This window comes from Rickettsia endosymbiont of Polydrusus tereticollis (assembly GCF_964026385.1).
Lineage (GTDB): Bacteria > Pseudomonadota > Alphaproteobacteria > Rickettsiales > Rickettsiaceae > Rickettsia.
The window spans coordinates 1004640-1029303 of record NZ_OZ032142.1 but is presented as its reverse complement, the minus strand read 5'-3'; the positions used below and the strand labels follow the sequence as shown (position 1 = coordinate 1029303).

Below are 24664 nucleotides of genomic sequence, written 5' to 3'. Positions count from 1 at the left end.
GGTGTTTTAAAAAGAACTAGACTAAGTTAGTTTAATTTAAAGGCTTAAAATGCAAGTTGTTAATACTCATAGTGCTAAAACTCGTTTGTCGGAGCTTATCAAGTCAGCAGCAAACGGCGAAGAAATAATTATATGCAAAGCCGGTAAACCTATGGTCAAACTTGTACAATATAATTCTAAGCGACAAGAGCGTAAACCTGGATATTGGGAAGGTAGAGTTGTTATAAAAGAGGATTTTGATAAATTACCTGAAAGTTTTATTAATTTGATGAAAAAAGATATTTAATGCGATATTTATTAGATACTCACGTTTTATTATGGTGGTTAAACGGTGATGTAACTTTATCAAAGAAGGTGCGAGAAATTATTGCTAACCCCGATAACATTATTTTTATTAGCAGTGTTAGCACATGGGAATTTGCTATAAAAAAGTCTTTAGGGAAACTTATCGCTCCAGATGATTTAGAAAAAGCCATTGAAGCTAATGAATTTCAAAAATTACCGATTACTATTAAACACACTATATTTATTGAGAATTTACCTGCATATCATGATGATCCATTTGGTAGGTTACTAATAGCTCAAGCAATAATCGAAGGGTTAACCTTATTAACTCGTGATGCTCAAATACCTAAATATCAAGTGCATACAATTAAAGCTTAGTATACGATTAAACTCCCAAGATATCATTTTATTTGCCTTGAAAATTCATGTTATTTAATATATTAATTTAGCTTTAATAATAAAGGCGAGGTTTTTGTGTTGGAGAAAGTCAAAAACGAACAACTACAAAAATCCGTAGAAGAATTGTTTCAAGCATTTTACCTCGGAAATGTTGATAAAATTAAATCTCTTATTGAGTCGGCTTTAGCTCAAGGTGTTGACCCACATTCTAAGGATGATACAGACGATTCTTTGCTTCACTATATTTTTATGTGGGAGCTTAAAGACAAGGCTAAGCTTTCATTAGATAATGGAGCTGATCCTAATATTAAAAATAACCATGATAGAACTCCTTTACATATAGTAGCTAACAATTATGAAGAAAATCTTATTTTAGTAGCAATGCTTCTTAAAAAAGGTGCTTTAATAGAGTTAACAGATTGTTGGGGATTTACTCCTCTTCTATTAGCGGCTCGTAGCGGACATAAAGAAATAATTAAATTATTACTACAATATGGTGCTGATCTTAACGTAATAGTTCCACCCTCTTTTTTTGATAAGCCAGATAAAAGCTTGATAGGACTAGTACCTGATGACAAGCTCGAACTAAAAGCGTTGTTGCAGTTAGCAAAAGCATGCAATAATAATGATTTTAGCATAATAGATAATTCTGTTACTGCTGAGAATATAAAAGAATTTTTTGACTAGAAAATATCAATAAAGCCTAAAGATATTAATTGCAACTCTAAGCTTTTTTCCAAACATTTAAGTGAATTATATAATTTCAAAGAATTTCTAAAAATTAATGCTGAGTTTAAAGATAGTCAGGGACTAGAAAAGTTAAATGATACTCTAAATCTCTATACAAACGCTAAATATTTAGAGAAAGATGAAAGCCTAGCTTTAACTTTAAAAACTTTATTAGAGTTTAATATTGCAAAAAATCCTGAGCTATATAAGGATAATCCTAAAGTTAATGAGCTACCTATAGGTATAATAGAAGAACTTGAAGAATATGGAGTTGATTTAAGCGGTGAAGTAAATAAAGCAGAAGAAAGCATAATAGAAGAATAAGCAAATGTTGTATGGATAGTGTTTTTGATGTCATTCCCGCGAAAGCGGGAATCTAGAAAAAACACTTAAAATAAGTAAAATTATATAAAAATTTACTACATAATTCGCTTAAATATTCTCTAGATTCCCGCTTTCGCGGGAATGACACCAAAAATTCGAGCCATGCAACAATGCCTGCAGCTGCTCGCAATGACGTCTGAGGTATCCACGCAACAACGCCACCACGGTATGACAACATACTTTGAAAGCATTTTTTACTCGTTAAAGTAATAAAAACATCCTGAATATACTACTCGCATATCAAAGATTAATAGCTTATAGTTTAAATTTAATTATACAAACTTAAGCTATGTCTAAAATACCAATCGACAATATTATAGTTTTTATATATCTAATATCGATTTTACTTATCGGTATATATTATCGTGCTAGGCATAGTAGTTTTAAAAATTATGCTAATGTCGGAGGAAGTGCTAAAAATAGTAGATTGCTCTTAATAGCCACAATATTTGCTAGCTCCGTCGGCGGTGCGACTACCTTCGGCATTACGGAAAAAGCATTTTCCGGTTATGCATATTACGGTTATGCTTTAATGCTTACTTTGCCTATAGATATATTAATTGCTATTTATGTGGTACCACGTATTGCTACGCATTACGGAGCCGAGAGCGTCGGGGATATAATGAGTAAATATTACGGAGGAGTCGGACGCTTTATCGGCGGGATTAGTTCAATTATCGTATCTATTGGATTTGTGGCAGCACAAATTAGCGTTAGCGGCTATATCTTTCAGTATATTTTAAAGATAAACTATATTGAAGGCGTAATTTTAAGCTATAGCATCGTGCTAATTTATACTACCGTCGGCGGGTTACAATCAATTATTTTTACTAATTTATTACAATTTTTTGCGATGATACTCGCTATACCGATTATAACTATCGTCGGCTTAAATAAAATCGGCACAATGACTTTTTTTAGCCAATTATCTACTACACAAACAAATTTTGATTGCTCTAATTTACTTCCTTTAACAATTGCCGCTGCGTTAAGTTTTTGCGTAATGAATCTCTATCCTCACTTTATTCAACGAGCTTTGATTAATAAAAATCCTGCTCAAACAACTAAAGCAATATATGTAAAATCTGCTATCTATATTACTTTTCTAATATGCGTTACTTTAAACGGCTTAATTGCTTATAATCTTTACCCAACTCAACCTTCTAATTTGGTACTGCCCTACTTGATTAACCGGATAATACCTCCTTTTGTGCAAGGCATAGTAATAACAGGCTTGCTTGCAGCCGTTATGTCTACAGCAGATTCTGATTTAAACGTGACATCTATAGCTTTGGTAAAAGATATATTAAATCCTATTTTTAAAGTCAAAAACCAACAAAAATTATTATTGATTGCTAGGATTACTAATCTCATAATCGGCAGTTTTGCTATAGTTATAGCCTTAAAATTTAATAATGTTATTGATTTGGTAGTATTTATTACCGGTTTTTGGGGACCGATAATATTAGTACCGCTGGTAATGGCTTTGTTTGGTATTGTCGTATCGGCAAAAATGATGGTTTTATCATCTATTAGCGGTGCAGCTGCATTTTTATTATGGGAACATTTTTCGCTGCAGTATTTTTATTTTAAAGGCGTCTTTGTCGGTACGATGACAAGCCTCTTGGTATTCGGTTGGGGAATTATTAGGAAGAGGCAGCGGTAATATAGTTGCATGGCTCTAAAAAAGTGCTATATGTCATTCCCGCGAAAGCGGGAATCCAGAAAAAAATATTTTTAAGTCATCCTGAATTTATTTCAGGATATACTAAAAAGATGCTGAAACGAGTTCAGCATGACAAAAAAAGTCTGGATTCCTGCTTTCGCAGGAATGACATCAAAAATTCGATCCATGGCAACAATGCTCCGCCTTTAGCTAGAAAATGACGTCTTCGGACATAATTCTCTAATCTATGGCAGAAATAATATCTCAATAACTACAATTGAAATTTTTTATTAGAATACTTATTAATGGGCTGCCAAAATAACCGGTTTATTAGCACGACAAACAGCGACATCATTCCGATCCCTAAAATTATTTTGTTAAAATCCGCCGCTACCGTCATTTCTGCTATATAGCTGCCAAGACCTTTAGCTACTATTTTTTGATCACCGAAATTAATAACTTCAGCAACAATACTTGCATTCCACGCTCCGCCGCAAGCGGTAATGCTACCCACAATAAAATAAGGAGTAATTGCCGGTAACATTACTTCTTTCCACCATGCTAAGCCTTTGACGTTTAAAATTTTTGTTGCGTCTTTAAGCTCACTAGGCAAAGACGACACCCCGACTATAACATTAAATAATATATACCACTGCGTACCCATAATCATTAAAGGGCTAACCCGGATATTGCATGAAGTGAGATTTAAAGTAAGAAATTGAGTAATTTATAATATTAGCAATGATACTTTTGTAAAAATTTTGCCAAAAAGTGCTTTGAAGCCGTTATTTTCAAATTTTAGATGTAATGCCCCTTACCCCATTTTTTCTAAGCACCGGGAACAGTGCTAATCTAGGTTATTCTAATGCTAATTTCTTCATCACATGATTCCATACCTGTCGGTAAGGATATGATGAAGATAACAAAAACTTAATACGCCTAGTATTACGGATAATTACTACCCCAATTTTTAATAATTTTAAACGTATTGTACCTATTTGTGCTTTTGCTAATGCACTACCTTGTAATAAATTACCTCTGATATATTCTACTAAAGTGTATGCAAGACCCGATAAAATCATTCTGAGCTGATTAGCCCACCATCTATGACAAGAAGTACGATCTGCAAATAATTCTAGTTGTTGCTCTTTTATACGGTTTTCCATATCACCACGACCACAGTAAACTTTGTCGTATAAATCTTCAGGTTTATCTGATAAATTAGTTACTATATACCTTGGATTTTCTCCAAGCATTGTCATTTCTGCCTTACCAATTATTCTACGTTCATGACTCCAACTACCAGCCTTATATGGAAACTCACTAAAAAGACGTTGCTTTTCTTGGGTTATAATAAATGCTGCTTTTGACTTCTCCATTGTAGGTTTCAGTAACTCATTTAGTCTGTTATTTTGGGGCATTCCTACAATATATTTTATATTATGAATATCACACCAATCAAACATCTGATGACGACAAAATCCACTATCACCACGAAAAATAATCTTTACCTCTGGCCAAGCTTGGCGAAAACGTTTTACTAACAATGATAATATTGCCCAAGAATGTTTTGCTTGATCCTGCTTTGACGTCCTAAGATAACTAACTAACAGATGCTTTCCACAAAAAACATACAAAGGTAAAAAGCAATTATGACCGTAATAACCATGATAAAACTTACCTTCCTGTTGCCCATGAATTTCATCATCCGTAGCATCAAAATCAAGTATTAGCTGCTTTGGTACTATTTTATGAGACTTAATAAATTTATCAAGCATTAGTTCATGCACTTTAATTGCAAAGTGTCTATCAGCATTGTTTTCTATACGACATAAGGTAGAACTACTTGCCATATCATCAATTGTTTCCATAGCTGTTTGCATAGCAGGACATTTTCGTAGATAATTGTGGTCATTTAAATCTTCATAACCTAATGCAATACCATAAATTCGTTGCCTCAGCATTGTTGCCATATTATGGGTAATTTTACTACCATCTCGTCTATCAGGAAATATTTTAGCAAGCTCCTCTGTTATACCAAGCCTTTTATCTGCTTCTCTTAATAACAACACACCTCCATCGCTACTAATATCACCTCCAGTGAAATTTATCTCTATTGTCCGATTTTTTACTTTGGAAAACTGGTAACTATATGCTATACAATTTGTCATGACAAAATCCTTTGTATTATTCTAATGAAATACCAGTATTATACAGCTTTACGAGGATTTTGTCTCCTATATCTCATGCAATATCCGGGCTAGTATTTTTAAAATGTCAGGATGGCGTAAATTTTGGCAAATAGAAGTTCCTTTTGCTATTCCTTCTTTGGTGTGGAATATGGTGGTGTCAATGTCTAGTAGTTGGTTTTTTGTAGTAGCTTCCGAGGTAGTTACGGTAGGTAATAACAAATTTACCTTGCCCGGTATCGGGTCATATATATATTTAGCGATCGAGCAGCAAAATATGGCAGCAATTTTATATGCGGTGCTAGCAATGTCGTTGATAATTATACTGTATGATCAGCTATTATTACGCCCTTTAATAGTATGGTCGGAGAGATTCCGCTACGAAACATCCGCAGGGGTTAAAGCAGGTCATTCATGGGTATTAACTATATTTCAAAGAAGCGTAATTATTAAAAAATTTTTTTCGCCTTTAATATATGTTGCAAAATTTCTTCTTTATTCTCCTTTATTTAACGGTGTAAATAGCCTTACAGTAAACCCTCCCGAAATTACGGAAAATAATCATAATAAATTATGGTTAAATTATCTATGGTATTTCATATTAATTGTTAGCGGCGTGATTGCTCTTTTTTATATCGGTTCTTTTTTACGTAATATAGGTTGGCATGAAATTGTTAAAGTATTTATTTTAGCCTCGATTACTCTATTGCGGATCATAATACTCATAACTCTTGCCTCGCTATTTTGGGTGCCTATCGGTATATATATCGGTTTACGTCCTCGGTTAACGGCAATTACTCAGCCTTTTACTCAGTTTTTTGCAGCTTTCCCGGTAAATTTATTATTTCCGATAGTTTTTATTATCATCACTAAATATGATTTAAATCCTAATATTTGGCTTAGCCCGGATATTGCATGAGATATAGGAGACAAAATCCTCGTAAAGCTGTATAATACTGGTATTTCATTAGAATAATACAAAGGATTTTGTCATGACAAATTGTATAGCATATAGTTACCAGTTTTCCAAAGTAAAAAATCGGACAATAGAGATAAATTTCACTGGAGGTGATATTAGTAGCGATGGAGGTGTGTTGTTATTAAGAGAAGCAGATAAAAGGCTTGGTATAACAGAGGAGCTTGCTAAAATATTTCCTGATAGACGAGATGGTAGTAAAATTACCCATAATATGGCAACAATGCTGAGGCAACGAATTTATGGTATTGCATTAGGTTATGAAGATTTAAATGACCACAATTATCTACGAAAATGTCCTGCTATGCAAACAGCTATGGAAACAATTGATGATATGGCAAGTAGTTCTACCTTATGTCGTATAGAAAACAATGCTGATAGACACTTTGCAATTAAAGTGCATGAACTAATGCTTGATAAATTTATTAAGTCTCATAAAATAGTACCAAAGCAGCTAATACTTGATTTTGATGCTACGGATGATGAAATTCATGGGCAACAGGAAGGTAAGTTTTATCATGGTTATTACGGTCATAATTGCTTTTTACCTTTGTATGTTTTTTGTGGAAAGCATCTGTTAGTTAGTTATCTTAGGACGTCAAAGCAGGATCAAGCAAAACATTCTTGGGCAATATTATCATTGTTAGTAAAACGTTTTCGCCAAGCTTGGCCAGAGGTAAAGATTATTTTTCGTGGTGATAGTGGATTTTGTCGTCATCAGATGTTTGATTGGTGTGATATTCATAATATAAAATATATTGTAGGAATGCCCCAAAATAACAGACTAAATGAGTTACTGAAACCTACAATGGAGAAGTCAAAAGCAGCATTTATTATAACCCAAGAAAAGCAACGTCTTTTTAGTGAGTTTCCATATAAGGCTGGTAGTTGGAGTCATGAACGTAGAATAATTGGTAAGGCAGAAATGACAATGCTTGGAGAAAATCCAAGGTATATAGTAACTAATTTATCAGATAAACCTGAAGATTTATACGACAAAGTTTACTGTGGTCGTGGTGATATGGAAAACCGTATAAAAGAGCAACAACTAGAATTATTTGCAGATCGTACTTCTTGTCATAGATGGTGGGCTAATCAGCTCAGAATGATTTTATCGGGTCTTGCATACACTTTAGTAGAATATATCAGAGGTAATTTATTACAAGGTAGTGCATTAGCAAAAGCACAAATAGGTACAATACGTTTAAAATTATTAAAAATTGGGGTAGTAATTATCCGTAATACTAGGCGTATTAAGTTTTTGTTATCTTCATCATATCCTTACCGACAGGTATGGAATCATGTGATGAAGAAATTAGCATTAGAATAACCTAGATTAGCACTGTTCCCGGTGCTTAGAAAAAATGGGGTAAGGGGCATTACATCTAAAATTTGAAAATAACGGCTTCAAAGCACTTTTTGGCAAAATTTTTACAAAAGTATCATTGCTAATATTATAAATTACTCAATTTCTTACTTTAAATCTCACTTCATGCAATATCCGGGCTAGCTGCATCATTTAAATCTGCCGGCACTGTTTTAAATGATTGATAGCAACTAAAAATCATATTCCAGACTTGCGAGGTAAAAATAGCAAATATAGCTGCACATTCCACCCCCATAATACTAGAAGGGAAAAGAGCTAAGAAAGCCGTAACGGTAAATGAAATATAGCCGAGAATCGGTACCGATTGCAAAATATCTAATAGCGGAATTAAAATTTGCTCTAGCTTAGGGTTTTTAGCGGCAAGCGTTGCATATATCAAGGTGAAAATTAAAGAGATGACCATTGCAATCATCATCCGCAAGATGGTTCTAAAAGAGTAGCCTATTAAATTACTATATTCAAGGGAAACCGGATCAAGCGTTAGAGTATTTAGCGGCTGGGTCATTCCCTTCAAGCCCCAGGATATAAATATAAAAGCGGCAACAACTAAACTAAACGCCAAAAAATTAAAAAATAACGATACGCCATTCTTTTTTTTTGTACAAAAAATATTTCGCAGGATGCCTTACCATTATTAAATAGTCTCCGCAATTTTCGCTTGTTTTAATAAACGTTCTACTTCAGCGGCATTATCAAACCCGTGATCATAATGAAAACGAATATCCGGAGAAAATTTCAGGTTAATTTTCTGAGTTATAAAATTTCGTATAGCATTTTTGGAATTATTTAACGCATCCATTAGCTCCGCTTCTTTTAAATTAGTATTAAAAGGCAAAAAATAACAATTTGCGAGTTTCAAATCACCCGTTACTAAAACTTTTGTAATCGTTACCGGACAATCAAGAAGCCGCCCGTCAAGCATTCGTCCACGCCTTAATATTTCAATTAAAGCTTCATTTATTAAAGCCGCTACTTTATGTTGTCTATGTGAATTCGTTTTATCTAGTTTTTTCATAAGGTAAGGTATTTTATTTAGTAGTTAACGACATTGCCACTCCGTGGCTTGTAGCACTAGTGTACGAACGTTGAAAAAAGGCTGTGTCATTCTAGTTCCTTGATCACGGCATCCAGTCTTTTTATTAAGGTTTTTTCTGGATACCGTGGGAGGGGTCACGGTATGACGCCGTACGCTTTGCAAAAATTCGTTCCATGCAACAACACAGGTACAAGCTGCAGTATAGCAGCTTTTTACATTAATGAAGTATACAATATCATTATATAATAACATGCTTTCACTATACAACCAATGCTTAAAAGCTTTAAAAAATTTATTCTAAAAAAACCGGCAAATAAAGAAATAAAACTTCCCCAAAAAGGAAAAATTATTAAAGAAAGCAAAATTACATCATATTTTAAACAAAATTTAGCAATATCTTTATGCCTGAGAAGTTTTTGCTCGTCCTTAGAAAAATAAAAAATATTTAGTAATATTCTGCCAAAAATATAATTTACCGTTGTAGCAACCATAGAAGCACAAACAGCTACTAGCAGCATTATTAAGGGGTTATAAACACCAAACATTTTCATCGAGTGGAATATTAGTTCACGCTGAAATCCTATAGCAAGATTGGCAACAAGACTATCAACAAATAATAAGCTATATATTTCAAATGGCGTCATGTTAATATTTAAAATGAATTTTTGGTGTCATCCCTCTGCAGGGGCGTTGTTGCATGACTCGAGAGAATCACGTTTTACTTAAAGCAACATCTTAGTCTGGTAATTTTTTAAAAAATTATCAATAATTATTTTATCTTTTTCATCTATTTCCCCGGAAGTCGGAGTTAAATTAGACAGCTTATTTAATTGAGCAAGCAAATTTACTAATTTATTCAGGGTTTCGGCAATATTTTTCGTAGCTACTATATTATTCTCGTTTCTTTGCAACATCAGCAAAGTAAGTTCGTCTTCCAGTAAAATAATAAGCCTAGCAATAAAATTATATAGGCTGTCTATGGTATCTATTATATCTTTGGTCATAAATTATCGCCGCCGGCAATAGGTTTAAGCCCGACAAAAGCCCTCTTCTCATTTAACGTCATGAAATTAGCACCAGCTATTTTAGCCCATAAATTTTCCCTTTTTTCGGTAAGAGCCGAAATACTATCTCGATCAAAATCAATAATGATATCTTCTTGATATAAATATGAAAACCAATTGCTTAAAGCGTCGGCAAGCTTATCAAGCAAAGGTATTAACGTTTCTTCCCACAAAGCAAGCCGTGCCTCTTGCATATTGCTATAAGTATTATCGCCGTTAATACCGAGTAATTGAGGCGGTACACCGAAAGCTAAGGCTATCTCTCTTGCCGCTGAATTTTTTGACTCAATAAAATCCATATCTTTAGGGTTAACGCTCATCTCTTGCCAGCCGAGACCGCCTTCTAATAATAACGGTTTGCCGGTGTTATTACTACCGGTAAATTTATCCACTAGCTGAGCTTGCAACCTTTCAAATTGTTCATCACTAAGATAGCCGTTTCCGTCTTTTACTATTAATGCACCGCTAGGACGTGCTCCATTTCGCAACAAAGAATTATTCCAATAAGTGGCTTGCTGATGTAAATCAATCGGTAAAGAAGCGGCGTCCAAGGCTGATAATCCATAATGCCCGTTAGTCGGATGGTAGTTTTTTAAATGCAAAACCCTACTTATTTTATTAATAGGATTAATATGGTAAATTTTTTCGCCGCTGCTACTTTTATATCGATAAGCAACCGCTTGATTTTGCTCCAATACTATTTCCGTAGCAGTTGGATGAAGTAAATAAATCTCTAGCGGTTTTATATCTGATGTAGATAAAATATAGCTATTCCCGAATAACAACTTGCTTGCTATCAGTTCACTAAAAAAATCAGCACCGGCCTTTTCCGGATTAGGTTTTTTTAATAAATGATATAGCGGATGCTTTGCAATTACTTCATTATTTTTCATTAATTTCCAAGGCACGTGACCTGCCGATTGAGCTATTAAATTAACGCATCTATATACTATGACGTTTTTTCGATAAGCATCTATACCGACTTTGATTTCTCGCAAATCACCATAGGCTACATTATTAAACTCAATAAAAGATTGTGATTTACGGTTTTGGTCTCTAAAAATATTCTTCAAATATTTCCTGATCATAACAGCCTCAAATATTTATTACATATAAAAATTATATAACAATTTATTTGATCCACTAAGAGAGCTGTAAATTTTAGAAATTAAATCAACATTGCCGCCATCGTAGCCGGCATTGTTGCACGGATACCCCAAACGTCATTGCGAGGAGGCGTTGTTGCGTGGAGCGGAATCATTACAAAAAACCCCGTCATTGCGAGGAGGGACGTAGTGCCGATGTGGCAATCTAGGAAAAAAAACAGCAAAAAATGCTATGAAAATTATTATTTTCTAGATTGCCACGCCGCTTGCAGCGGCTCGCAATGACGTTGCAGGTATCCACGCAACAACGTCGATCTACTATAAGAGATGTGCAAAAATGTATTTCTTCAATTATATTAACACACTCTAAAAATCCTAGAATATTTACTTGACATGTATCCACAAAGTAATTACAATATACTAAGACATTTATATTGGTATTGAAAAATGCATGCAGAAATTATTAAAATTGGTAATTCTAAGGGATTAAGAATCCCTCAAGCTTTTCTTAAACAATGCAAAATAAGAAATACTGTAAATTTAACAGTAAAAAATCATTCTCTTATAATAACTCATTATGAAGAGATAAGAGACGGTTGGGAAGAAAGCTTTAGCCTTATGGCTAAAAAGAAAGATGATTACCTTTTAGATGAAAATTATATAGACCCTTCTTTAGATACAGAGGAATGGGAATGGTAAATGTTAGTCGATTCGATATATTACTTATTTCCCTTGATCCCTCTCAAGGAGCAGAAATAAAAAAGACCAGACCATGCTTAGTTATTTCTCCTAATGAAATGAATAAATATATTAATACTCTTATTGTTGCACCTATGACAAGTAAAATTAAAAACTATCCAACTCGGATACCGGTTACCTTTGACGGTAAGAAAGGGAGTATTGTTCTTGATCAAATTCGTACTATAGATAAATCTAGAATTATAAAAAAACTCGGAGTGCTAGATGACAAAACTACAACTTTAGTTTTTAAGACTTTAGAAAAAATATTTACTTGAATTATAAATATAGACTTAAAAACAAATTTTACTTATTTTTTCATAAGCTAATTCCAATTCATCAGTAGTGATTGAATAAGGAGGTAATATATAAATAGTATTACCTAGAGGTCTAATTAATAACCCGGCTTCTAAAAATTTTAGTTTAAGGAGTTGATTATAATTGCTATCACTGTTTTTTAAGGCAAATGCACTAATAGTGCCAAGTATTCTTGAATGTTCAATATTTGGGCAATTTGCTTTTAAGTATGAAATCCCTTTTTTATGGGATTGATTGATAGACCGCACCGCATTTTTGGTGTTTTCTTGCTGAAGCAATTTTAGCGATGCTAAAGCTGCAGCACATGCTAAAGGGTTAGCCGTATATGAATGCCCATGGGCAAAAGCATATTTCCATTCGTTACCCAGAAAAGCATTATAGATATTATCTGTTGTAACCGTAAGTGCAAGGGGTAAAAATCCTCCTGTTATTCCTTTTGAGAGACACAAAAAGTCTGGTGTTAAGCCGATCTGTTCGAGTGCAAAGTAACTTCCTGTGCGTCCAAATCCTGTCATTACTTCATCGAAAATTACCAAAATACCTTTTTTTCTAACTTGCTCTATAACAGCTCTAATAAATTCAGGTCTACACATACGCATACCGCTTGCACCTTGTACTAAAGGTTCAAGAATAAGTGCTGCAATTTTATGGCTATATTCATTTAAATATCCATTCAAGACAGATAAAGCATGATCCTCTTTTGAGCTTATATTTAAATCTTCCTCCCAAGTTTCAGGATATGGAATAGTTAGTACCTTAAAAAAGAGGTCAGAGAAGGTATTATGAAATCCTGAATGTGCTCCTACAGACATTGCACCAAATGTGTCTCCATGATATCCACCTTCAAAGCTTAAGAATAATGTCCGATCGAGTTGATTTTGATTATGCCAATATTGATAAGCCATTTTTAAGGCGACTTCTACAGAAGTTGAGCCGTTATCAGAAAAGAAAAATCTATTTAATTCTTTAGGTAATAACTCCCTTAAACTTTCGCATAACTCAACAGCTGGTGCATGAGTAAAGCCTGCAAAAATAACATGCTCAAGTTTTAAAGCTTGGTCATAAATACTACGAGCAATATCGGGATGTGCATGACCATGTAGATTAACCCACCAGCTGGAGATAAGATCAAGATACGGCTTATTATTTTCATCATAGATATAAGAGCCTTTAGCCTTTTTAACAGCAATATTTGGTGAGGCTGTTTTTTCTTGAGTAAAAGGGTGCCAAATGATTTTTTTATCACGAGCGGAAAGAGAGGTCATTATTATACTCTAAATATTTGTTTTAAATTCTGCGTTAACGGTATTTTACTTAAAATTTCCTTATTAATTTCAGGTAAATAAGGAAATTGAATTAAAATTTTTGTTGCCCCGTAATACTCTATCGCATCACAATTATATTGATTTAGCTTACCGCTGACAATACACCCTAATATTTCTATATCTTTACTTCTCAAAGCCTCTAAACTTAATAAAGTATGGTTAATAGTACCAAGTTCAGAACTTGCAACAAGAATAACAGGTATAGAAAAAAGTTTTATTAGGTCAATCATTAGGTAATTACGGTTAATAGGAACTAACAGCCCGCCCGCACCTTCAACAATTAAATCTTTAGTTTTGGGTAGTTTAATTTTGCTTATATCAATTTCCTCATTTTCAAACATTGCCGCCAAATGAGGTGATAACGGTTCTTGATAAATATATACTTCTTTATGTATTTTATTACCTGTAAGGTGGGATATAGTCCAGCTATCGGTATGCCCGTAACCCCCGGTTTGAATCGGTTTAAAATACTCGTACCCGGTATGTAAACATAGCCAACTAGATATAAGCGTTTTACCGATATTTGTATTTGTACCTGTAATAAAAACTTGCATTATATTCTCTTTTTTTCCTTGAAGAATCGCATGCGATTCTTCAAGGAAGTTTTAAATAATGAGTAATAAAGGCAAAAGGCGGCTTCCGCCTTTATTACAAAATAATTTTATATTTCTTATTTTCGCTACTCTTCATTTATCCGGAGTGTATTCTCTTCATTATTCCAAAAAATACTTTATAAGTTATACTAAATTCCTGATCATGATTTTTGATTAGGTTCTTTATTTTATGTAGAGGCATTGTTGTAGAGCTTGCACCGGCACCTAAGTTTTGTAAATATTTTATAAAGAAATAAGCATTTTTGAATGTTAGCTGAAAATCTTTGATATCAAAATGGTAATTATTTGGTTCTAATGTTAATAAAAAACTGATTAAATTTTTTTTAAGTGGATATTGTTTAAGCATTATAGATAACTCATAATCTTTGAGAATATCTTGCCACTCTTTAAAAGTTCCATCAAGTAAGCAAGAAAAAGCCAATGTTTTTGACTGTGCATAGAATTTTTGCAAAGTCGCTTCTAGATTATTCACCCATTGCAGTGCAAAATTGCTAATAATAAGATCGTGATCCTGAAAATATCCATATTCCATATCACTTATATAAAAATTAAACTTTTCAGCCTGGCAAAATTTATTCTGCACTATTTTTATCATATTTGGTGCAATATCATTAAGTGTATATGAAGATTTGGGATAATGTGATAATAAGCCTGCCGTCACATAACCTGTACCTACTCCTAAATCTAGAATCGTTTCCGGATAAAATTTATAGTCGAACTCACGCAATTTTGTAACTAAAATATGTGCACTTTCTTTTTGAACATTTGCTACATTATCATAAGAATTACTTGCTGCATCAAATCTTGTCTGAATTTTTCTTTTCATAATGTTTTAAGTACCTTAAGAAGCTGCACTATATCTTGTTCTTTATGGCTAATGTTAAGAGCAATACGAATACGTGATGATCCGGGAGGAACGGTTGGAGGTCTAATGCAAGAAGCAATAACTCTATTTTGTAATAGATTTTCTTTTGCCTTAATCGCTAACTCTTCTGTACCTAAAATAATTGGAATAATATGTGAAGATGATAGACCGATATCAAGACCTAAATTTGTAAGACCTGCTCGCAAAGTAGCCCCTAAAGAAAATAAATAGTTACGTTCTTCTTCAAAATCTTTTATCATATCCCAAGCTTTACTTGCAGCACCAATTACCATAGGGGAACTCGCAGTAGAATAAATAAAACCCGGAGCTTTATTTATTAAATAATCTTTTAATATTTGGCTGCAAGCTATATAGCCTCCGCTACCTCCTAAAGCTTTGCTAAAAGTACCCATGATAAGATGAGGAATATGTTTCATATTAACTGTTGTTGATAAACCATATCCATAATGACCAATAATACCGGTAGCATGAGCTTCATCCAAATATAAAAAAGCACGATGCTTTTCGGCTAAAGATATTATTTCATGGATAGGCAAGATATCACCGTCCATGCCAAAAATAGTTTCTGTGACGATAAATTTTGGCTTTTGGTCATTTTCGTATTTATTTAGAAGAGATGATAAATGTTCTATGTCATTATGATGGTATCTAATAAGTTCGGCACCACTTAAAAAAACTGCTTGATAAAGACTGGAATGATTTAATTTGTCAAAAAATACCAGTGCTTTTGTGCCTAGAATTTTAGAATCAAGTAAACTAGATAAAACACTAAAATTTGTTTGAAATCCGGAATTAAAGATAAGGGCTGCCTCAGTCTCTTTATCTTGTGCAATTTTATTTTCCAGAGATTCAAATAATTTATTATTACCCGAAAGCAACCTAGAGCCGGTAGCTCCGACCCCATAACTGTCTAGAGCAAGCTTCGCTGCCTTAATAACGCAAGGATGATGACTTAAAGCAAGGTAATCATTTGTAGAGAAATTTACGTAAGTTTTTTGGTCTAGATATTCTAGCTCTGGTAATTTACGATATTTCCCTGTATTATGCAGCGTAGATAAATATTGTTTATATAATTCGTACATTTAGATTTACTTAATTTGGTTAGACTTAACGCTATGCAAAAAAAATGGACTTTACACCGGGCAAAAGAAATTTTCAATTTACCTTTAACAGAGCTTCTTTATAAAGCTCAAAAAATACACCTAGATCATTTTATCCCTGCTACAGTACAAATCAGTACCCTTTTAAATATAAAAACAGGAAGTTGTCCAGAAAATTGTTCTTATTGTCCTCAATCTGCACATTATAACACGGGTTTAAAAAAAGAGCCACTTATGAAAATGGAAGAGGTGGTTGCTGCAGCTAAAAGAGCAAAAGATGCAGGGAGTAGCAGGTTTTGTATGGGAGCTGCATGGCGTGGACCACGAGATGAAGATTTAAAAATTGTTTGCGAAATGATAACGGAAATTAAAAAATTAGGCTTAGAAACGTGTGTAACTCTTGGGTTGCTAAAAGATTCTCAGGCACTCATGCTCAAGGAATCAGGGCTTGATTTTTATAATCATAATATAGATACCTCACCTGAATTTTATGAGCAAATCATCACAACTCGTACTTTTGAAGATCGCTTAAATACATTAGAATTGGTCAGAAAATCCGGTATTAAGGTTTGTTGCGGCGGTATCTTAGGTCTCGGAGAAACAAATGATGATCGTATAAAAATGCTGACTCTTCTTGCCAATTTAGAAGAACCGCCGGAATCTGTTCCCATTAACAAGCTGATAAAAATTCCAGGCACACCTCTTGAAAATCAAGCAGATATTGACCCTTTTGATTTTGTTCGAACAATTGCACTTGCCAGAATTTTAATGCCCAAATCTTATGTCAGGCTTTCAGCCGGACGTGAACAAATGTCGGATGAATTACAAGCGTTATGCTTCATGGGCGGGGTAAATTCCATATTTTACGGTGAAAAATTACTCACTGCGGGTAATCCTATTCCAGAGCGAGATAACCAATTATTTGAACGCCTTGGCTTAAAAAAATTACAATAATATTAACACAAACTTAAATAGCCCCAATTATAAATTGTTTTCTTAATGACCTTGCAAAAAAATAACGACATTCTACGGTGAGCCAAATTTATTAACCGTGCTAGCGGATATTTTATTTAAATATTTATCAAATAATTTGCACCTTGAGCTATAATTTCTAATTACAAAAATGCCTCCAATCCCTATATCATAAAGACTTTTGAGCCTTTTTACAACTCCAAATAATCTTTAATACTAACATAATTATTTTTTAATTATTTCAAATTACTCTATTTATAATAATTTATTTGTGTTATAAATCGTTAAATTATGATTAAAATAAAATATAACAAGGAGGTAGAATTAAGAATAATTATGGATACAAACCAAAAAGATTCAGTATTAAGTTGTTTCGACGTAGCTAATTATTTTCTGGTTTTAGTAGATAGAGAAGCCGGAGACACTATAACTCAATTAAAGTTACAAAAACTAGTTTATTTTGCTCAAGGGATAAGTCTTGCTTTATTTAACAAGCCACTTTTTAACGAAGAAATTGAAGCTTGGGAATTCGGACCGGTAGCACCAAAATTACGTATACCGTTTGGCAATCTAAAGAATGGTCCAATTGCAGCCCCCGGTGAGATGGATTTTGATATTTATAATCAGCAACAAAAAGGATTCATTTATAAAATATATTCTATATATGGTGAACATACAGCACATTATTTAAGTAATTTAACTCATACGCATTCTATTTGGCAAGAAGCTATAAAAAGAGAAGATACAACAATTACTAAACAAGAAATGCAGAATTTTTTTCAGAAATTTTTTACTGATACTGAAGATGCTAAACATAATTTTTCATTTCTTACTCCAAAAGATATGGAAGAAATAGAAAACGCAGAAGATCGGTGGTGGATGAGTTATGATAGTGGGGTACCTGCTGAAAATATCACAGAACAACTCTTAAAAGCAAAACAGAAACAAGAAGGCAAAAAAATTGAAAGTTATTTGGTCTGATGAAGCTTTAAAGCAGTTAGAGTTTTGGAAACGTAATAACCCCCAAATAATTAAACGAATCCAGCTTTTGATAGATAATATTATTCTAACTCCTTGCATTGGAAAAGGAAAGCCGGAGCCTTTAAAATATGACTTAAGCGGCTTTTGGTCTCGAAGAATAGATCAGGAGCATAGATTGGTATATTCTTTTAATAAAAAAACTCAAATTATAGAAATAGAAAGCTGCAAAGGACATTATTAACCTTTTGCAAAGAAACAGAAACTGAAAATTTTTGTTATTGAATGATTAATTCCCTCCGCAAAAATGTTTTTCAAACTCCCCCAAAACCACTTCTCAACCGCCGGTATAGGATAAGGAAGGAATAGAGATACAAGGCTTTTTTTTTCTAAAAAATCTATTAACTCTTTCATATTTTACTCCTTGATTAAATTTTTATTAAAAAACTAGCTAAATATGATAGGGTGATAATAAAAAAGTTTAAGGAGGCAAGAGATATTTAAATTGAAATGATTTACGGCTTATAAGAAGGGCAATAACCAGAGAATATTATTGTAAGGTTTTAGCACTACTATTCGTTTCTTTGAGAAGCAGCCCGTAAATTTCAGGATATTCAGCTTTGAATGCCGGTTGAAATTTATTATTAACACATATTTATCCCTTAAGTAAAAAAATATTGACTTTCAACGAAAAAAATATAACCTCTTTGTGTTTAATTAAAATGTTAAGAAGATGTTAGGCTATGAAATAGAGCAGAGAAGTTTAACAAGAGAACAAAAAAAAGCTATTGGACTATTATCTGTAGGTACTTTTCTTGAATACTTTGACTTAATGCTTTATGTACATATGGCAGTACTTCTTAACGAGTTATTTTTCCCAAAAACTGATCCTTATACTGCTTCTCTTCTTACCGCCTTGGCTTTTTGTTCTACGTTCGTTTTTCGACCTATCGGAGCTTTAATATTTGGTTGGATTGGTGATAATATAGGACGGAAAACCACTGTTATTATAACAACTTTTCTAATGGCTACTTGTTGTATAATAATGGCAAATCTTCCAACTTATGAACAAAAGGGTCTTGTGGCTACAGTAATTATAACATTATGCCGTGCTATTCAAGGTATTTCCTCTATGGGAGAAGTAATAGGGGCAGAGCTATACTTAACAGAAACTATAGCACCTCCTGCAAGGTATCCTGCTGTTGCAGTAGTATCAGTATTTGCAGCGTTAGGAGGAACTATTGCGTTAGGCGTCTCTTCTTTAGTAACTTCCTTTGGATTTAATTGGCGTGTAGCTTTCTGGATAGGTGCAGGAGTAGCTTTCGTAGGTACGGCAGCTCGAAGTAGCCTTAGGGAAACGCCTGAATTTGTGGATGCTAAACGTCAACTGAAAAAAACGTTAGAGGCGGCTAATGAAGACCTTTCAATATTACGAAGTAATCCTATAGTAAATGAGAAAATTATAAATAAAAACTTTTTAGCATATTTTTTAATAGAATGTTGTTGGCCTGTAGTTTTTTATTTTATATACGTTTATTGTGCAGAGATACTTAAAAACTCTTTTGGTTACAATTCAGAACAAGTTATTCATCACAATTTTATTATTTCTATAGTAAATTTATTTGGTTTTTTAATATTAACATATTTAAGTTATAAAATTTATCCTTTAAAAATTTTAAAAGTGAAATTATTTGCGTTTATTCTTTTTGTCGTAGCTGTCCCTTATATACTAAATAATCTTACAAATCCTACACAGTTACTTTTACTTCAAAGCATCGTTATTTTATTTGTATCAGATAGTATTCCTGCAGCACCAATTTTTTACAAACACTTTCCCATTTTTAAACGTTTTACTTCTGCTACTCTTATATATGCTTTATCAAGAGCTGTAATGTATGTTTTTGTATCCTTTGGACTTGTGTACTTAACTAAATATTTTGATTATTGGGGGTTAGTTCTTGTTTTTGCTTTAATAGTGACAGGATTTGCATTTGGGCTATCTCATTTTGAAAAACTGGAAAAAGAGACAGGGAATTATCCTCTGTAAATAACTGATATCGTTCTTGAGCCGAAAAATATTTAGTAATGGACAAATACTGATAGCATAAGTTTATTAATTTTTGCGTTAATGCCGGTATTTCTAAATGCATAGCAACTATCACGAACTCTCTTAAACTTTCTTTTATTATTTTTTTTGCCTTTTCCGGTGATTTAGCCCCTAATGTTTGTATATTATGAATTCTATCGAAAAGTTTAATAAGCCCTGTATCATATCTTTTTTGTTGAATTAATAAATTTAAACTTTCCTCGGCACTAATCTTTCCATAGGGTTTGACACGAGTTAAGCCTTCTACATGACTTGCTATATTTTTATCGAAAATTTTTGTAATATCATCTTCCGTAAGCGGCGTGTCCTCTATCGTATCGTGTAATAGAGCAGCATTTAGCATACTAGGGACGAAAAGCTTAGCCCGGATATTGCATGAAGTGAGATTTAAAGTAAGAAATTGAGTAATTTATAATATTAGCAATGATACTTTTGTAAAAATTTTGCCAAAAAGTGCTTTGAAGCCGTTATTTTCAAATTTTAGATGTAATGCCCCTTACCCCATTTTTTCTAAGCACCGGGAACAGTGCTAATCTAGGTTATTCTAATGCTAATTTCTTCATCACATGATTCCATACCTGTCGGTAAGGATATGATGAAGATAACAAAAACTTAATACGCCTAGTATTACGGATAATTACTACCCCAATTTTTAATAATTTTAAACGTATTGTACCTATTTGTGCTTTTGCTAATGCACTACCTTGTAATAAATTACCTCTGATATATTCTACTAAAGTGTATGCAAGACCCGATAAAATCATTCTGAGCTGATTAGCCCACCATCTATGACAAGAAGTACGATCTGCAAATAATTCTAGTTGTTGCTCTTTTATACGGTTTTCCATATCACCACGACCACAGTAAACTTTGTCGTATAAATCTTCAGGTTTATCTGATAAATTAGTTACTATATACCTTGGATTTTCTCCAAGCATTGTCATTTCTGCCTTACCAATTATTCTACGTTCATGACTCCAACTACCAGCCTTATATGGAAACTCACTAAAAAGACGTTGCTTTTCTTGGGTTATAATAAATGCTGCTTTTGACTTCTCCATTGTAGGTTTCAGTAACTCATTTAGTCTGTTATTTTGGGGCATTCCTACAATATATTTTATATTATGAATATCACACCAATCAAACATCTGATGACGACAAAATCCACTATCACCACGAAAAATAATCTTTACCTCTGGCCAAGCTTGGCGAAAACGTTTTACTAACAATGATAATATTGCCCAAGAATGTTTTGCTTGATCCTGCTTTGACGTCCTAAGATAACTAACTAACAGATGCTTTCCACAAAAAACATACAAAGGTAAAAAGCAATTATGACCGTAATAACCATGATAAAACTTACCTTCCTGTTGCCCATGAATTTCATCATCCGTAGCATCAAAATCAAGTATTAGCTGCTTTGGTACTATTTTATGAGACTTAATAAATTTATCAAGCATTAGTTCATGCACTTTAATTGCAAAGTGTCTATCAGCATTGTTTTCTATACGACATAAGGTAGAACTACTTGCCATATCATCAATTGTTTCCATAGCTGTTTGCATAGCAGGACATTTTCGTAGATAATTGTGGTCATTTAAATCTTCATAACCTAATGCAATACCATAAATTCGTTGCCTCAGCATTGTTGCCATATTATGGGTAATTTTACTACCATCTCGTCTATCAGGAAATATTTTAGCAAGCTCCTCTGTTATACCAAGCCTTTTATCTGCTTCTCTTAATAACAACACACCTCCATCGCTACTAATATCACCTCCAGTGAAATTTATCTCTATTGTCCGATTTTTTACTTTGGAAAACTGGTAACTATATGCTATACAATTTGTCATGACAAAATCCTTTGTATTATTCTAATGAAATACCAGTATTATACAGCTTTACGAGGATTTTGTCTCCTATATCTCATGCAATATCCGGGTTAGGTGCTTCGGTTGCCGTAAACTCAGCTAACAAATAAGCCACTTCTATTGGGTGGGAGTAATAAGGATCTCCTGATTGTCGCATTTGTGCACCGTGATATTTCCGTGCATAGTAAATACCCTTCTTAACTTCTCGAATGTCTATAGGATATTGTACTAACTTGTTTAAAGAAATAACCTTATCTAATAGCCTTGCAGCATAACCGCACATCTCAAACTTTTCTTCCCAGCAATTAATATCTTCCACAAAAATTAACCCAAATTTATTAGATTAATCCTTATAACATTTTCTATTGAAAATTTAAAGTAATTAATTGTAATAGGAAATATTTTTTAACCTTGTAATTTACTAATGATCTTTAAATAATATGAAATAAAAAACTTAAAATACATTAACATAATTTAAATTCTACGAAGCTGCATATTATATGCTTTATTTTTGCAACGAAATAATTTGTAGTCCAATTTAAAATATTATTTTAGCTTTTCCGCAGAATCTCTGAGTAATATATAACTAATTAAATAATATTTTTGCTATAAAATATTTTCAACTTATGATAAAGATAGATTTATTAATTGGCTAAAATGTAATTAGGCTGTAAAATGAAAGAAACTAATCTTACACAAGGTGAAGCTGACTTTTTTCTAAAGATGAAAAAAATTAAAGTAACTAAATGAATTTTGGAGTTTACCTGATTGCGGAGGTAAAATATCAGTTCCTTTAACCTCTCTTGATAAAAAAGAACATTTTTTGCTTGATATTAGTCGAGCAAGAATAAATCTTAAAAGGCAAAAATATCAAGCCCGCGTTAGAGAAGCTATAATATTGGCACGACTAGATTTAAGCGGCAGACATAGAAATCCTAACGGTGAAGAAGCAGGCACTCCCCACTTACACTTGTATAGAGAAGGGTATGGCGATAAATGGGCATTTCCTGTTCCGGATAATATTTTTCAAGATATTAACGATGCTTGACAAACACTACATGACTTTATGAAATATTGCGAAATAATTGAAACACCAAATTTTATAAAAGGGTTATTTACGTGAGTGGAACCGTTGAATCTCTTATAGAAGACTATTATAAATGGTTGAAAGACAAAACTGCTTGGCAGCAATTAAAAGATTGGGTAGAGATTACTACTCCTTACCTCGATCGCCATAATGATTATATCCAAATTTATCTAAGGCAGGAAGGAGGTCATTACATCCTTACCGATGACAGTTATACCATTGAAGACTTAGAACAATCAGGCTGTTTGATCTGTCAACAGTTTTCCGGACAGTTTTTTACGCACATTTTTGTATTTTTTCGTATTGTACTGGTGATAGATAATCGTTAGCAGAATGCATTCTTATACGATTATAAAATACCTCTATATATTCAAATATAGCATGTTTTGCTTCCTCCCTAGTTTTAAATTTATGTTGATAAATTAATTCTGTTTTTATAGTATGAAAAAAGCTTTCAGCAACAGCATTATCCCAGCAATTTCCTTTACGACTCATACTCTGTATAATACCATGTTGTTTTATAAGTTTTAAATGACTATCAGAACAATATTGGCTACCTCTATCAGTATGCCAAATAAGCTTTTTAGGTGGTTTACGTTGCCATATTGCCATTAGCAAAGCATTATTAACTAAATCAGCTTTCATATTACTATTCATTGACCAGCCTATTACTTTTCTAGAAAATAGATCAATAACTGTTGCTAAATATAACCATCCTTCTCCAGTTGGGATATAGGTGATATCACCAACCCAATAACAATTAACATTAGAAACTTTAAACTGTCTATCCAATAAATTAGGAGCAACTTGCTTATTATGCTTAGAATCAGTAGTTGCTTTAAATTTATACTTAGTTTTACATACTAAGCCAGCTTCATTCATTAGTCTTGTAATTCTCCTACGACTAACAATTATGCCTTGCCTCAACAAAGCCTTTTTAATGGGTCTAGATCCATAATTTCGTCTACCTTCCTGAAAAATAGCTCTAACCTTACAGGTTAATTCTCTATTTTCTTTATCTCTATTGCATCCAGGGTTATTTAACCACTCATAATAACCGCTACGTGATACCTTCATACATTTGCACATAATTGCAATTGAGAAATCATCTTGATGCTTCTTTATCCATGCATACCTTACAGGGACTCTTTTGCAAAGTACGCTGCAGCCTTTTTTAGTATATCACGCTCCTGTGTTACTATCACCAGCTCTTTCTTTAATCTTTTTAATTCATCATACAGATGTTCATCTGTTCTTGTTATTGATTCTTCAAATTGTTTAGAATATTTATCTATCCAACTATATAAAGTATTCTTACTGATACCTAATTCTTTTGCAGTCTGAATAACAGGTCGCTTCGATTCAGTTGCCAATTTAACTGCTGATTCTTTAAATTCACTAGAATACATTTTTGTTTTTGTCATACTGTATTTCCTTTCTGTTAATA

General features: G+C 33.1%; 32 protein-coding genes and 1 pseudogene. 14 read left to right on the top strand and 19 right to left on the bottom strand.

The features are described from left to right. Window positions 1-49 precede the first annotated feature (49 nt). The 3 genes from AAGD48_RS04950 (at window position 50) to AAGD48_RS04940 (ending at window position 1371) form a co-directional block, all read left to right on the top strand. On the top strand, window positions 50-286 hold the full coding sequence (locus AAGD48_RS04950) for a type II toxin-antitoxin system prevent-host-death family antitoxin (RefSeq protein ID WP_341790656.1): 237 nt from the start codon (window positions 50-52) through the stop codon (window positions 284-286). After that, window positions 286-663 carry a type II toxin-antitoxin system VapC family toxin gene (locus tag AAGD48_RS04945; protein WP_341790655.1) on the top strand — a complete coding sequence of 126 codons (378 nt, stop codon included), beginning with the start codon at window positions 286-288 and terminating at the stop codon, window positions 661-663. Before AAGD48_RS04950 ends, AAGD48_RS04945 begins: the two co-directional genes overlap by 1 nt. A gap of 99 nt (window positions 664-762) precedes the next feature. Next, window positions 763-1371, top strand: a complete 609-nt coding sequence (locus tag AAGD48_RS04940; protein WP_341790654.1) for an ankyrin repeat domain-containing protein — start codon at window positions 763-765, stop codon at window positions 1369-1371. A gap of 277 nt (window positions 1372-1648) precedes the next feature. Here AAGD48_RS04940 and AAGD48_RS04935 read toward each other — a convergent pair whose 3' ends face one another. Beyond that, window positions 1649-1771 carry a hypothetical protein gene (locus AAGD48_RS04935; protein ID WP_341790653.1) on the bottom strand — a complete coding sequence of 41 codons (123 nt, stop codon included), beginning with the start codon at window positions 1769-1771 and terminating at the stop codon, window positions 1649-1651. Between the two features lie 107 nt (window positions 1772-1878). Between AAGD48_RS04935 and AAGD48_RS04930 the strand changes: the two genes are divergently transcribed. Further along, entirely contained in the window at window positions 1879-2007 is a 129-nt protein-coding gene (locus AAGD48_RS04930) for a hypothetical protein (RefSeq protein ID WP_341790652.1), read from the top strand. Window positions 2008-2086: 79 nt separating this feature from the next. After that, window positions 2087-3463, top strand: a complete 1377-nt coding sequence (locus AAGD48_RS04925; RefSeq protein ID WP_341790651.1) for a sodium:solute symporter family protein — start codon at window positions 2087-2089, stop codon at window positions 3461-3463. 271 nt (window positions 3464-3734) lie between these two features. Here the strand turns inward: AAGD48_RS04925 and AAGD48_RS04920 are convergent, their stop codons facing one another. The 4 genes from AAGD48_RS04920 to AAGD48_RS04905 all read right to left on the bottom strand — a co-directional run bounded on the left by AAGD48_RS04920 (window position 3735) and on the right by AAGD48_RS04905 (window position 6585). Further along, a complete protein-coding gene (locus AAGD48_RS04920) occupies window positions 3735-4133 on the bottom strand; it encodes an ABC transporter permease subunit (protein WP_341790650.1) in 399 nt (132 codons plus the stop codon). Between the two features lie 187 nt (window positions 4134-4320). After that, the gene (locus AAGD48_RS04915; protein ID WP_341789277.1) at window positions 4321-5634 is read right to left on the bottom strand and encodes an IS1380 family transposase; all 1314 of its coding nucleotides are present in this window, start codon (window positions 5632-5634) and stop codon (window positions 4321-4323) included. Between the two features lie 66 nt (window positions 5635-5700). Continuing rightward, window positions 5701-5874, bottom strand: coding sequence for a hypothetical protein (locus tag AAGD48_RS04910; RefSeq protein WP_341790649.1), 174 nt, complete (start codon window positions 5872-5874; stop codon window positions 5701-5703). Between the two features lie 588 nt (window positions 5875-6462). Then, a complete protein-coding gene (locus AAGD48_RS04905; protein ID WP_341790648.1) occupies window positions 6463-6585 on the bottom strand; it encodes a hypothetical protein in 123 nt (40 codons plus the stop codon). Between the two features lie 59 nt (window positions 6586-6644). On the opposite strand from AAGD48_RS04905, the gene AAGD48_RS04900 reads away from it, so the two are divergent. Then, on the top strand, window positions 6645-7958 hold the full coding sequence (locus AAGD48_RS04900; protein WP_341789277.1) for an IS1380 family transposase: 1314 nt from the start codon (window positions 6645-6647) through the stop codon (window positions 7956-7958). 160 nt (window positions 7959-8118) lie between these two features. Here AAGD48_RS04900 and AAGD48_RS04895 read toward each other — a convergent pair whose 3' ends face one another. The 5 genes from AAGD48_RS04895 to AAGD48_RS04875 form a co-directional block, all read right to left on the bottom strand. Further along, complete coding sequence (locus AAGD48_RS04895) at window positions 8119-8520, bottom strand: hypothetical protein (protein WP_341790647.1); 402 nt, start codon at window positions 8518-8520, stop codon at window positions 8119-8121. A gap of 129 nt (window positions 8521-8649) precedes the next feature. After that, window positions 8650-9030 carry a 30S ribosome-binding factor RbfA gene (rbfA, locus tag AAGD48_RS04890; protein WP_341790646.1) on the bottom strand — a complete coding sequence of 127 codons (381 nt, stop codon included), beginning with the start codon at window positions 9028-9030 and terminating at the stop codon, window positions 8650-8652. Window positions 9031-9263: 233 nt separating this feature from the next. Then, entirely contained in the window at window positions 9264-9695 is a 432-nt protein-coding gene (locus AAGD48_RS04885; protein WP_341790645.1) for a DedA family protein, read from the bottom strand. Between the two features lie 78 nt (window positions 9696-9773). Beyond that, window positions 9774-10055: a hypothetical protein gene (locus tag AAGD48_RS04880; RefSeq protein WP_341790644.1), complete on the bottom strand. Its 282-nt coding sequence runs from the start codon at window positions 10053-10055 to the stop codon at window positions 9774-9776. Further along, on the bottom strand, window positions 10052-11203 hold the full coding sequence (locus tag AAGD48_RS04875; RefSeq protein WP_410526029.1) for a phage portal protein: 1152 nt from the start codon (window positions 11201-11203) through the stop codon (window positions 10052-10054). Before AAGD48_RS04875 ends, AAGD48_RS04880 begins: the two co-directional genes overlap by 4 nt. Window positions 11204-11668: 465 nt before the next feature. Here AAGD48_RS04875 and AAGD48_RS04870 point away from each other — a divergent pair, with 465 nt between their 5' ends. Next, window positions 11669-11920 (top strand): hypothetical protein, encoded by a 252-nt coding sequence (locus AAGD48_RS04870; RefSeq protein ID WP_341790642.1) that lies wholly within the window; start codon window positions 11669-11671, stop codon window positions 11918-11920. Then, window positions 11914-12237, top strand: a complete 324-nt coding sequence (locus tag AAGD48_RS04865) for a type II toxin-antitoxin system PemK/MazF family toxin (protein WP_341790641.1) — start codon at window positions 11914-11916, stop codon at window positions 12235-12237. Before AAGD48_RS04870 ends, AAGD48_RS04865 begins: the two co-directional genes overlap by 7 nt. 15 nt (window positions 12238-12252) lie before the next feature. On the opposite strand, the gene bioA is transcribed toward AAGD48_RS04865, so the two are convergent. From bioA to AAGD48_RS04845, 4 genes are all read right to left on the bottom strand, one after another. Then, on the bottom strand, window positions 12253-13542 hold the full coding sequence (bioA, locus tag AAGD48_RS04860) for an adenosylmethionine--8-amino-7-oxononanoate transaminase (protein WP_341790640.1): 1290 nt from the start codon (window positions 13540-13542) through the stop codon (window positions 12253-12255). A 2-nt stretch (window positions 13543-13544) separates the two neighbouring features. Then, window positions 13545-14156, bottom strand: a complete 612-nt coding sequence (gene bioD, locus AAGD48_RS04855; RefSeq protein WP_341790639.1) for a dethiobiotin synthase — start codon at window positions 14154-14156, stop codon at window positions 13545-13547. Between the two features lie 136 nt (window positions 14157-14292). Further along, window positions 14293-15042, bottom strand: a complete 750-nt coding sequence (locus tag AAGD48_RS04850; protein ID WP_341790638.1) for a methyltransferase domain-containing protein — start codon at window positions 15040-15042, stop codon at window positions 14293-14295. Then, a complete protein-coding gene (locus AAGD48_RS04845) occupies window positions 15039-16184 on the bottom strand; it encodes an 8-amino-7-oxononanoate synthase (RefSeq protein ID WP_341790637.1) in 1146 nt (381 codons plus the stop codon). Before AAGD48_RS04845 ends, AAGD48_RS04850 begins: the two co-directional genes overlap by 4 nt. Before the next feature lie 33 nt (window positions 16185-16217). Here AAGD48_RS04845 and bioB point away from each other — a divergent pair, with 33 nt between their 5' ends. From bioB to AAGD48_RS04830, 3 genes are all read left to right on the top strand, one after another. Continuing rightward, window positions 16218-17156, top strand: coding sequence for a biotin synthase BioB (bioB, locus tag AAGD48_RS04840; protein ID WP_341790636.1), 939 nt, complete (start codon window positions 16218-16220; stop codon window positions 17154-17156). A gap of 354 nt (window positions 17157-17510) precedes the next feature. Further along, window positions 17511-18155, top strand: a complete 645-nt coding sequence (locus tag AAGD48_RS04835; RefSeq protein ID WP_341790635.1) for a Panacea domain-containing protein — start codon at window positions 17511-17513, stop codon at window positions 18153-18155. Next, window positions 18136-18396: a Txe/YoeB family addiction module toxin gene (locus tag AAGD48_RS04830; RefSeq protein ID WP_341790634.1), complete on the top strand. Its 261-nt coding sequence runs from the start codon at window positions 18136-18138 to the stop codon at window positions 18394-18396. The genes AAGD48_RS04835 and AAGD48_RS04830 overlap by 20 nt, the downstream gene beginning before the upstream one ends. Here the strand turns inward: AAGD48_RS04830 and AAGD48_RS04825 are convergent. Next, complete coding sequence (locus AAGD48_RS04825) at window positions 18393-18566, bottom strand: hypothetical protein (RefSeq protein ID WP_341790633.1); 174 nt, start codon at window positions 18564-18566, stop codon at window positions 18393-18395. The genes AAGD48_RS04830 and AAGD48_RS04825 overlap by 4 nt on opposite strands. Window positions 18567-18885: 319 nt before the next feature. Here AAGD48_RS04825 and AAGD48_RS04820 point away from each other — a divergent pair, with 319 nt between their 5' ends. Further along, window positions 18886-20199, top strand: a complete 1314-nt coding sequence (locus tag AAGD48_RS04820; protein ID WP_341790632.1) for an MFS transporter — start codon at window positions 18886-18888, stop codon at window positions 20197-20199. Here the strand turns inward: AAGD48_RS04820 and AAGD48_RS04815 are convergent. From AAGD48_RS04815 to AAGD48_RS04805, 3 genes and pseudogenes are all read right to left on the bottom strand, one after another. Further along, complete coding sequence (locus tag AAGD48_RS04815) at window positions 20081-20602, bottom strand: HD domain-containing protein (protein ID WP_341790631.1); 522 nt, start codon at window positions 20600-20602, stop codon at window positions 20081-20083. The two genes, AAGD48_RS04820 and AAGD48_RS04815, sit on opposite strands and share 119 nt — an antisense overlap. Before the next feature lie 196 nt (window positions 20603-20798). After that, a complete protein-coding gene (locus AAGD48_RS04810; RefSeq protein ID WP_341789277.1) occupies window positions 20799-22112 on the bottom strand; it encodes an IS1380 family transposase in 1314 nt (437 codons plus the stop codon). A 91-nt stretch (window positions 22113-22203) separates the two neighbouring features. After that, window positions 22204-22449: pseudogene (locus AAGD48_RS04805) on the bottom strand (guanosine polyphosphate pyrophosphohydrolase); the annotation flags it as partial. A 462-nt stretch (window positions 22450-22911) separates the two neighbouring features. Here AAGD48_RS04805 and AAGD48_RS04800 point away from each other — a divergent pair. Beyond that, a complete protein-coding gene (locus AAGD48_RS04800) occupies window positions 22912-23178 on the top strand; it encodes a DUF6978 family protein (protein ID WP_410526036.1) in 267 nt (88 codons plus the stop codon). 71 nt (window positions 23179-23249) lie between these two features. Then, on the top strand, window positions 23250-23546 hold the full coding sequence (locus AAGD48_RS04795) for a DUF1828 domain-containing protein (protein ID WP_341790629.1): 297 nt from the start codon (window positions 23250-23252) through the stop codon (window positions 23544-23546). On the opposite strand, the gene AAGD48_RS04790 is transcribed toward AAGD48_RS04795, so the two are convergent. Further along, a protein-coding gene (locus AAGD48_RS04790) for an IS3 family transposase (protein WP_410526007.1) occupies window positions 23494-24641 on the bottom strand; the annotation gives its coding sequence in 2 pieces (ribosomal slippage) (window positions 23494-24395 and window positions 24395-24641; 1149 coding nt in all). The two genes, AAGD48_RS04795 and AAGD48_RS04790, sit on opposite strands and share 53 nt — an antisense overlap. Between the last annotated feature and the right edge of the window lie 23 nt (window positions 24642-24664).

Coding starts and splice junctions, on each gene's coding strand:
- AAGD48_RS04950 (WP_341790656.1), top strand. CDS start 50: ATGCAAGTTGTTAATACTCATAGTGCTAAAACTCGTTTGTCGGAGCTT.
- AAGD48_RS04945 (WP_341790655.1), top strand. CDS start 286: ATGCGATATTTATTAGATACTCACGTTTTATTATGGTGGTTAAACGGT.
- AAGD48_RS04935 (WP_341790653.1), bottom strand. CDS start 1,771: ATGACATCAAAAACACTATCCATACAACATTTGCTTATTCTTCTATTA.
- AAGD48_RS04930 (WP_341790652.1), top strand. CDS start 1,879: ATGACACCAAAAATTCGAGCCATGCAACAATGCCTGCAGCTGCTCGCA.
- AAGD48_RS04925 (WP_341790651.1), top strand. CDS start 2,087: ATGTCTAAAATACCAATCGACAATATTATAGTTTTTATATATCTAATA.
- AAGD48_RS04920 (WP_341790650.1), bottom strand. CDS start 4,133: ATGATTATGGGTACGCAGTGGTATATATTATTTAATGTTATAGTCGGG.
- AAGD48_RS04915 (WP_341789277.1), bottom strand. CDS start 5,634: ATGACAAATTGTATAGCATATAGTTACCAGTTTTCCAAAGTAAAAAAT.
- AAGD48_RS04900 (WP_341789277.1), top strand. CDS start 6,645: ATGACAAATTGTATAGCATATAGTTACCAGTTTTCCAAAGTAAAAAAT.
- AAGD48_RS04895 (WP_341790647.1), bottom strand. CDS start 8,520: ATGACCCAGCCGCTAAATACTCTAACGCTTGATCCGGTTTCCCTTGAA.
- rbfA (WP_341790646.1), bottom strand. CDS start 9,030: ATGAAAAAACTAGATAAAACGAATTCACATAGACAACATAAAGTAGCG.
- AAGD48_RS04885 (WP_341790645.1), bottom strand. CDS start 9,695: ATGACGCCATTTGAAATATATAGCTTATTATTTGTTGATAGTCTTGTT.
- AAGD48_RS04880 (WP_341790644.1), bottom strand. CDS start 10,055: ATGACCAAAGATATAATAGATACCATAGACAGCCTATATAATTTTATT.
- AAGD48_RS04875 (WP_410526029.1), bottom strand. CDS start 11,203: ATGATCAGGAAATATTTGAAGAATATTTTTAGAGACCAAAACCGTAAA.
- AAGD48_RS04870 (WP_341790642.1), top strand. CDS start 11,669: ATGCATGCAGAAATTATTAAAATTGGTAATTCTAAGGGATTAAGAATC.
- AAGD48_RS04865 (WP_341790641.1), top strand. CDS start 11,914: ATGGTAAATGTTAGTCGATTCGATATATTACTTATTTCCCTTGATCCC.
- bioA (WP_341790640.1), bottom strand. CDS start 13,542: ATGACCTCTCTTTCCGCTCGTGATAAAAAAATCATTTGGCACCCTTTT.
- bioD (WP_341790639.1), bottom strand. CDS start 14,156: ATGCAAGTTTTTATTACAGGTACAAATACAAATATCGGTAAAACGCTT.
- AAGD48_RS04850 (WP_341790638.1), bottom strand. CDS start 15,042: ATGAAAAGAAAAATTCAGACAAGATTTGATGCAGCAAGTAATTCTTAT.
- AAGD48_RS04845 (WP_341790637.1), bottom strand. CDS start 16,184: ATGTACGAATTATATAAACAATATTTATCTACGCTGCATAATACAGGG.
- bioB (WP_341790636.1), top strand. CDS start 16,218: ATGCAAAAAAAATGGACTTTACACCGGGCAAAAGAAATTTTCAATTTA.
- AAGD48_RS04835 (WP_341790635.1), top strand. CDS start 17,511: ATGGATACAAACCAAAAAGATTCAGTATTAAGTTGTTTCGACGTAGCT.
- AAGD48_RS04825 (WP_341790633.1), bottom strand. CDS start 18,566: ATGAAAGAGTTAATAGATTTTTTAGAAAAAAAAAGCCTTGTATCTCTA.
- AAGD48_RS04820 (WP_341790632.1), top strand. CDS start 18,886: ATGTTAGGCTATGAAATAGAGCAGAGAAGTTTAACAAGAGAACAAAAA.
- AAGD48_RS04815 (WP_341790631.1), bottom strand. CDS start 20,602: ATGCTAAATGCTGCTCTATTACACGATACGATAGAGGACACGCCGCTT.
- AAGD48_RS04810 (WP_341789277.1), bottom strand. CDS start 22,112: ATGACAAATTGTATAGCATATAGTTACCAGTTTTCCAAAGTAAAAAAT.